This is a genomic window from uncultured Campylobacter sp. (genome assembly GCF_937949835.1).
Taxonomy (GTDB): domain Bacteria; phylum Campylobacterota; class Campylobacteria; order Campylobacterales; family Campylobacteraceae; genus Campylobacter_B.
In genome coordinates this window covers 1-3,828 of the sequence record NZ_CALEDC010000005.1, presented here as the reverse complement: position 1 = coordinate 3,828, position 3,828 = coordinate 1, and the positions used below count along the sequence as shown (strand labels likewise).

The 3,828-nt window shown below is 43.2% G+C and carries 3 protein-coding genes and 1 pseudogene; all 4 read right to left on the bottom strand.

Annotated features, from left to right (window positions below; translation table 11 throughout):
- Positions 1-494: pseudogene (locus tag Q0256_RS00115) on the bottom strand (hypothetical protein); the annotation flags it as partial.
- On the bottom strand, positions 491-640 hold the full coding sequence (locus Q0256_RS00110) for a hypothetical protein (protein ID WP_291940209.1): 150 nt from the start codon (positions 638-640) through the stop codon (positions 491-493). The pseudogene Q0256_RS00115 and the gene Q0256_RS00110, both read right to left, overlap by 4 nt.
- Positions 641-689: 49 nt before the next feature.
- Positions 690-1,517, bottom strand: coding sequence for a hypothetical protein (locus Q0256_RS00105; protein ID WP_297958926.1), 828 nt, complete (start codon positions 1,515-1,517; stop codon positions 690-692).
- Positions 1,518-1,995: 478 nt separating this feature from the next.
- Positions 1,996-3,435, bottom strand: coding sequence for a DUF4139 domain-containing protein (locus tag Q0256_RS00100; protein ID WP_297958924.1), 1,440 nt, complete (start codon positions 3,433-3,435; stop codon positions 1,996-1,998).
- Between the last annotated feature and the right edge of the window lie 393 nt (positions 3,436-3,828).

The window sequence follows — 3,828 nt, the reverse complement described above, 5'->3', positions numbered from 1 at the left end:
ATCGGTCTGTCAAATCCAACGCTCGTATCTTTTAAATTTATTTTTAGATATTTCTTTGGATCGGTTTTTTTAGCCTTTAACTCTTTCATCAGTATCTGCTCGGTCGTTTTTCCCTCTTGATAATATTTTTCTAATACTTCAAAACAATTCGATAAGTTTATATTTTCTAGTTCATAGTATGCAACCTCGTATCTACTATGCCAAAAACTACCGTAGGTTTTAAATTTGTAATCGTCAATCATCCAATCTAGTTTTATATCATAATCTAAATACGCTCCTGCTACTCTTTTATACAACTCCTCTTTGGGTAAAATTCTATCCTCTTTTAGGCAGTATCCTTGCTTGTATTTGTTGTAGTCGGAAGTAGTAACTATCGCGAAGCCTCGTGAAGTGGAGTAATCGGGGATTATACGGATAAATGCGGCGCAGAGTATTATTATAAGAAGCAGCGTACCAGCTAGGGCTTTAAATTTAAAGGATTTATAAAATTTCATATCAGTCCTTTTCTATCCATCCATTCGTTAGAGGCTAATTCTTTCGGACCAGGAGGAGTTTTCTTTCCCCACAAATAATAACTCAATATATCGGCTCCGTAATTACCCTCTAAGTCTAATCTTAGATCAGTTTCTTTTTTGCTCATCTCTTATCCTTTTTCGGTTACATTCGTTAAGATAAAGCTTCAACTAACTTTATCCGCCGTGAATCCACATATCCAGTTCCTGTTCCGCCGGAGCTTTGATATCAAAATTTATATTTCCGCAATTATCGTATGAGAATTTACGTCGCAGATTTTTCATATGGGTATAAGCCAAGACTTCGTTAAGGCTTTCTAAGTTCTCATATCCGTTTTTTATTCGTATTAAATTTTCTTTGCTTTTGATTTTTGTTAAATCTTCTTTATTGTTAAGCTCGATATACCAACTTATATAACCAGGTCTAGCATAATTCACAAAAAATTTATTCTCTTTTATTAAAAATGATTTTTCTAAAAACATTTTTCCGTTATGAAATGGATTTTTCTCTTCCGATAAGATAATAGGCTGTCTAAAGCCCAAAATTTCATCCTTATATACAAAATATTTTGATAGATCGGAGATATCTATTTGCGTCTTGTCTTTTATCTCATAATCAAAACTCTTTCTGTCGGTATTTTCAACTAAAAAATCAAACCAGTTTTCTTCATTAAAATCGCCGATTAGATAGAGCTTGGAGACGCTCGCCGTATAAAAACTATGACCGAAATTTTTTATATCATGCTCATCGATAATGGTATTTCGCAGAACCTCATAGTCGTGATATCTTTTAAAATAATTTATAGCGGCATTTTGAAGCAATTCTTCGTTGCTTAAAGCTCTATTCTCTTTTAGACAATACCCCTTTTGATATTTGTAATAGCTAAAAATAGTAACTACGCAGGAGCCTTGCGAAGTGGAGTAATCGGGCACGATGCGGACAAATAGGGCGCAGAAAAGTAGCACTGCGGCTAGGATTTTAAATTTAAGTTTGCGAAATTTCATAACGATCCTTTAAATGACGCCAGCGAAGCAAACGTATACCTCGCCGCCCGTTAAATTTATACCTTTGCTTCGCGTTCATCGTCCTGAGCTTTTTAAATTTGAGATAAATTTTTAGCGATGCTAAAAGTTTATCTACCCGCGCCAAAACCCCTTTGCATCGCTAAATTTCATATCTAACGCTAGCCAATTTTAAATCGCCGCAACATTTAAATTTTTGGTTCTCGCGACGCTTAAATTTTCCCAGGCACGGCGCGTAAAATTCAGCGGCGCGGCATCTGAAATTTTAGATAAATTCTAAAGCCGCGCCTTAGTTTTACGCCCGCAAAATTTAATCGCACCGTAAAAAGTCGGTCTACGCGTAAAATTCAGCGGCGTGGCGAAAGGGGGTCCGTCTCATAAAGCGGTGCCGCATAAAATTTAGCCGCACCGCAAAAGCTACTCCGCCGCGCAAAATTTAATCGCGCCGCGCCAAAGCTCGTTATTTCTTCGGTTTGCTTAACTCATAGCCGAAGTGGATCTTTTTGCTCTCGCCCGGCTTCAGCTCAAAGTCCCAGCTAAGTAGTCCGTCCTTGCCGAGGCTGCTCTGCTCGGGCGAGTTTTTCAGCGCGACCTTTACGTCCTCATGCGTCGAAACGGGCGCTCGCTCTTGTAAAACCACGTTCCAAGCGCGCTTGGAGCCGTTTTTGATCTCGTAGTCCCAAGCCATGGAATTTTTGCTTTCGCCGCCGAAAAAGGAATTTTTCGTGAAGTTGTTCGCCTGCTCTTTTTTGACTTCGATCAGGCTGTTTTTACCCAGATATGCCGTAGCCTCCGCGTTTGCGGCAAAGCCTAGATGCACGAGCCCGATCTGCACGCCGTCGAGCTTTATTAGCGTTTCGCCCTCCTCTATGTTTCTTTCGGGGTTAAATTTAGCTCGCACGTAGGCCGCCTCGCTGCCGTAGCCGTCGATGAGCAGATCAAATTTAGCATCCAGACTCTGTTTGTCGAAGCTAAACTCGCCCGCCTCGCCCGCTTTGAGGCTTACGCCGCTGATTTTCCACACCTTTGAGAGCGAGCTTTCGATATTCGCGCCCGTCCTTGCATACGACGATCGCGCCTCCATCGCAGGCGCGACCCTATCCATAGTCGCCTCTTCTAGCATCACATCCTTTTTATAAGCCGCCGCAGGCGCTGGTCTTGCAGGCTCGCCCTCGTACCACGGGTAAAACGGCTGCGGCGCGGTTTGCGAGGAGTATTCGTAAGGATACAGCGCGATCGTTAAATTTGCTAGCTCCGCGTTTAGCGGATTTTGCACCGAGAGTTTTTGCGCGACCTCGATTTTGCCGCTTGCAAGATCTGCCGAGAGCTCGTTGTGCGTGTAGGCGCTCACGTCAACGGGGTAGCTTATTTTTACAAAGCTCGGATCGCAGCCAAAGTTCGCGTTTAAGCGGCGCTCGTTTTTGATCGCGTATTTTGAAATTTTCTCTTTGAGCTTTCCGATTTGCTCGTCCGTCTTTGAAATTTCGCCCGCTACAAGCAGGACTTCGTCGTAAATTTTTTGCGAATCCGCTTTTAAACTCGCCAAGCTTCTATCTTTTAAGCTCGCAAAGTCACTTAAAAAGCGCTGCTGCGCCTTAAGCGCGACCAGGCGGTCGTTTAGCTCGCGCAGGCTCTTTTCGTCCGCCTCTTTTTTGGCGAATTCCGCGTTTTTCACGGGCTCGATCTCTCCCAAAGATAATTCGCGCACCTCGCAAGAGCCCGCGATCTCGATGCTGCGGATATCCAAGTACTCCGGCACGTTCACGCTGAAGTTTGATTTTTGCGCGCCGAAGTTTTGGTACAAGAAGGCGGAGTTCGCGTAGATCTCAAGGCTATTTTCCTGCGCGCTTAAATTTACGGCAAGCGCCGCAGCTGCGCTTAAAAGCACTATTTTTTTCATTTTCGCTCCTTAAAAATTTTACGTAATTGTAACGATAAATTTTGATTTTTATGCTTAAAATTTAGAGAGAATTTTAAAATTCCGGCCCCGCCGCCCGCTTTGAAATTTTAAAATTCCGCCGCCGTAAAATCCCCGCCGCGGACGTTAAAATTTTATCGCCGCTAGCGCCCATTAAGTCCTCTCACTCGCGCAGCCTAAGCGATAAAATTTTAAAATTTCGAAGCTTCTATTTTAAGGACGAGCCGTACCCCTTCGCGAAGTAAAACCGATAAATTTTAAAATTTTGCGTAGCAAAATTTCTGAAACTTTAGGCGAGCGAAGCAATGCGAAGGAAGCGCGGGGCGCTTCCTAGTCTTCGCGAGAAATAGTGAAGCTCCCCGTCGCAAGGACGAG